The organism is Escherichia sp. MOD1-EC6162 (assembly GCF_002965125.1).
In the GTDB taxonomy this organism is placed as follows: Bacteria; Pseudomonadota; Gammaproteobacteria; order Enterobacterales; family Enterobacteriaceae; genus Escherichia; species Escherichia marmotae.
Genome location: NZ_PTSB01000059.1, coordinates 1 through 4,288 on the forward strand (window position 1 = coordinate 1; position 4,288 = coordinate 4,288).

General features: G+C 55.0%; 2 protein-coding genes and 2 pseudogenes. 1 reads left to right on the forward strand and 3 read right to left on the reverse strand.

All coding sequences use genetic code 11. The features are described 5' to 3' along the window. Positions 1–909, reverse strand: a pseudogene (locus tag A9587_RS23920) (RHS repeat-associated core domain-containing protein); the annotation flags it as partial. Between the two features lie 19 nt (positions 910–928). On the opposite strand from A9587_RS23920, the pseudogene A9587_RS23925 reads away from it, so the two are divergent. Further along, a pseudogene (locus A9587_RS23925) lies at positions 929–1,168 on the forward strand (SymE family type I addiction module toxin); the annotation flags it as partial. 49 nt (positions 1,169–1,217) lie between these two features. Here the strand turns inward: A9587_RS23925 and A9587_RS23930 are convergent. Further along, a complete protein-coding gene (locus tag A9587_RS23930) occupies positions 1,218–1,631 on the reverse strand; it encodes an SMI1/KNR4 family protein (protein ID WP_105264056.1) in 414 nt (137 codons plus the stop codon). Next, positions 1,622–4,288, reverse strand: a 2,667-nt coding sequence (locus tag A9587_RS23935) for an RHS repeat-associated core domain-containing protein (protein ID WP_172955469.1), incomplete at its 5' end; no start/stop codon positions are given. The genes A9587_RS23930 and A9587_RS23935, both read right to left, overlap by 10 nt.

The following is a 4,288-nucleotide window of genomic DNA, read 5'->3' on the forward strand; positions in this document are numbered from 1 at the left end:
ATATAAGTTTAACCCGCCTCTTAGCCCTATCGGATCCGTTACTATGAACCGCCCGACATCCGGATCATAGTACCTGTGCAGATTGTAGTGCAGCCCCGTTTCCCTGTCGAGGTACTGTCCCTGGTAACGCAGGTTCTGTTCCACCCTGCCGTGGTCCTTCTCCTGTATCGTGTTACCCCAGACCTGATACCCCGTCTCCCACACGATTTTCCCGTCACTGTCCGTCATCTCTTCCGGCGCGCCGTTCACATCTGTGTGAAAATACAGTATCCGGTTCGGTCCCTCTTTGCCCGCCTTGTCCACCCGCGCCAGCGGTTCATAACTCCCCTGGTCGCTGTAGATATACAGGCGGCTTATCCCCTCCGGCCTGCTCTCCTGCGCCAGCCGCATCCCGTCCCATAAAAATTTTGTCCGGTTGTACGGTTTACCGTCGGGGCTGATGTGCTGTTTTTCCGTCCGCCTCCCCAGCGCATCGTACACATACCGGTATGTCTCCCGCGCTGTCGTCACCTCCACCATCCGGTGTTCCGCATCATAACGGTAACTCTGCGTTCCGCTCCGGCCCTGCTTTTCCACCACCCGGCCGTGTTCGTCATAACGATAGTGCACACCACGGTAAGACAGCAGCCGGTTGAACGGCACCACGCTGTTTTCTGCCGTGGCCCTTTCCCCCGCACGCCTCCCCAGCAGGTTTCCCGCCGCGTCGTACTGCCAGCTCGCCAGATACCCCTCATCCTCCGAACGGCACGCCGTAATGTGCCCCGTGGGGTCGTAAAAGTAATCCTTTTCCCCCCGCCGGCTGTGCCGCGTCTTCAGCAGTTCATCCTGACCGTTGTAGCTGTACTGCCGGTCCGTGAACGTCTCCGGCACCACCCCGCGCATCCCGCTGTATGTCTCCCTGCGCTTCAGTCATCCGGCTCTGCCCGTCGTGCTGCCAGCGCAGCATCTGACCAGCCGCAGCGACACGCCGGTGATCAAAATCAGCACCAAATGGCTAAGAGAAGCGGGATTTGAGATCGGCACGAGCGTTACAGTGAAGATCTCAGAGAGATGCCTGATCCTGCCTGCGGATAATAACGAAGTACAGGAACTGCGGGAGGAACTTTATCAGGTTAAACAGGTGGTTAAGGGGATGCGGAACGGGATGTTTAGTGTACTGAACGAGAGTTGGATAATAAAAAAGCCGGGAAGATTTTATTATTCTCGGCTATATTTAATTAATAACTCTGAGATAATTTTTCTATGAAATCATCAAATGAGTCAGAGATGAGTGCTAAGTCTTTTTCATCCATTAACCATATATATACTTTTCCATAATCATTACACTTCAATGAAAGTAAAAAACAATTACCACCTTCATCATAAGCAAAAGGGATCATGTTTTTTAAACTAGGATAGTCATCAATTAAATCAGAATAAACATCCTCTATAGGCAAATCCCCATACTTAATTGGGTTGAAGCCACCTAATAAAAAGAAGTTACTCTCACCATTATCAAGCGGATATCCGCCATTAAATTTTATGTAAAAATTATTAAACGAAAATGGAACCTTTCCATCAAAGGCTCTGTTGAATTCATCCAACTCATCGGGAGATAATTTCCTCTCAGATTCTTCAAGAATTAACTGCATAATCTACCACCTTTTCTGGCCGGGAATGTATAGCTCTTACCGGTTGCTTTCTTATACTGACTGACACCACCAGAATGACTTATTCCTTGATGTGCTCCCTGTTTAATAAGTTGCATAGTACCTTTATTTGTCTCGGCATTATAATCATCAAGATGATGCCAGACATACCCCCTTGGTGTTGTCTTTTGATTTAGTCCGGCCTTCATATTAGCGGCTTCAAAATCTTTAAGATAATCTCCTGTATATTCAATAGTAACGATAGGGTTAACTCCGGGTCGTTTATTATATAACGCATTACTATCTGAATAGTCTAAACCGCCGCTAGAAGTTCTTGTTACCCCTGTATAACCGCGATCTTCTAATTTAGCTATTGGATCTACAGCAAGTCCTAAAGGATCGATCCAACTTAACGGATTCGGCGCATACGCATACAGGTTTAACCCACCCGCCAGCCCTATCGGATCCGTTACTATGAACCGCCCGACATCCGGATCATAGTACCTGTGCAGATTGTAGTGCAGCCCCGTTTCCCTGTCGAGGTACTGCCCCTGGTAACGCAGGTTCTGTTCCACCCTGCCGTGGTCCTTCTCCTGTATCGTGTTACCCCAGACCTGATACCCCGTCTCCCACACGATTTTCCCGTCACTGTCCGTCATCTCTTCCGGCGCGCCGTTCACATCTGTGTGAAAATACAGTATCCGGTTCGGTCCCTCTTTGCCCGCCTTGTCCACCCGCGCCAGCGGTTCATAACTCCCCTGGTCGCTGTAGATATACAGGCGGCTTATCCCCTCCGGCCTGCTCTCCTGCGCCAGCCGCATCCCGTCCCATAAAAATTTTGTCCGGTTGTACGGTTTACCGTCGGGGCTGATGTGCTGTTTTTCCGTCCGCCTCCCCAGCGCATCGTACACATACCGGTATGTCTCCCGCGCTGTCGTCACCTCCACCATCCGGTGTTCCGCATCATAACGGTAACTCTGCGTTCCGCTCCGGCCCTGCTTTTCCACCGTCCGGCCGTGTTCGTCATAACGATAGTGCACGCCACGATAAGACATCAGCCGGTTGAACGGCACCACGCTGTTTTCTGCCGTGGCCCTTTCCCCCGCGCGCCTCCCCAGCAGATTTCCCGCCGCGTCGTACTGCCAGCTCGCCAGATACCCCTCATCCTCCGAGCGGCATGCCGTGATGTGGCCCGTGGTGTCATAGAAGTAATCCGTTTCCCCCCGCCGGCTGTGCCGCGTCTTCAGCAGTTCATCCTGACCGTTGTAGCTGTACTGCCGGTCCGTGAACGTCTCCGGCACCACCCCGCGCATCCCGCTGTATGTCTCCCTGCGCTTCAGTCGCCCAGTAGGGTCGTAAAGCTGCCGCGTGCTCAGCCGCCCCTGACTTCTGAGCACCTCACGGTGCAGGGCGTCACGCGTGAACTCACTGATAACCTCCCGGTCCAGATTTATCTGCTGGAGATGACCGCTGCCGTAGTACAGATGGCGCTGCGTTCTGCCGTCCGGAAAGGTGGTCGCTGTCCGGTTGCCCGGTTCGTCATACTGATGGGTTAAGATGCCCTGCGCCGTCTCCTCGGTCAGCATCCGTCCCAGTCTGTCGTAACTGAAGCGGATAATCTCCGGTGCATCCGTTTCCCCGGCATCCGACCGCTGGCGGCGGATTTCCAGTAGCTGGTCTGCCGCATCATAGATGTATTCTGTACGGCTTTCTGCTGTCTCTTTTGCCGTGAGCCGGCCCGCCGCATCGCGCGCCAGCCGGTGACGGATTTCACCGCCCCGCTCCCCGGTGAACACCACTTCCGTGACTGCGTTCAGCGCGTTGTAACGGTACGCCTGGCGACAGCCATCCGGGTTTATCTGCTCCGCCAGACGATCCAGCACATCGTGGCGGAACTGATAGCTTTCTCCGTTCTCGTTTGTCAGCCGGGTCAGCCGTCCGTAGGCGTCGTACCCGAACGCCGTCCTGCGCCCCATCGCGTCCGTCCGGCTGCGCACCCGGCCCTGCCCGTCGCGTTGCCAGCGCGTTATCCTCCCCATCGGGCTGGTGTACTTTACCAGCCTGCCCGCCGCGTCTGACTGGTAATGTGCCGAGCGGCCGTCCGCCAGTATCACCTCCACCAGGTGACCGCTGTCGTCATACCCGTAGCGCGTGCTGTGGCTCTGCGCGTCTGTCACCCGTATCAGCCGCGTGCGTTCGTCGTAGAACCAGGTCGTCTGCGAGCCGGAACAATCCGTATGCCGCGTGAGCTGCCCGTCTTCGTTCCACTGAAGGTATTTATTCCCCCCACGGGCATCGGTTATCTGTACCACCTGGCCGTGGCGGTCATACTGATACCGGGTGTTTTGTTGCAACGGGTCGGTCACGGTAAGAAGATTGCCGCGTTCATCGTACTCACAGCGCCAGCTGTTCCCCGTCGCATCCACTTCCGTTTCCGGTTCGTGCCATACCGGGTGCCACTGTGTCTGTGCCACCCGCCCCAGCGGGTCGTGCGTCTCCGTGATATGCCCCAGGCGGTCATACACATAGCGCCATTTGCCGCCCTGAGCGTCGGTCATCCCCAGCAGCAGTCGTTCTTCGTCGCTCCAGCGGAACGTCATCACCTGCCCGGCTTCGTCCTGGTACGCCGTCACCTGATTCTGCGCATCCCACTGATGAAA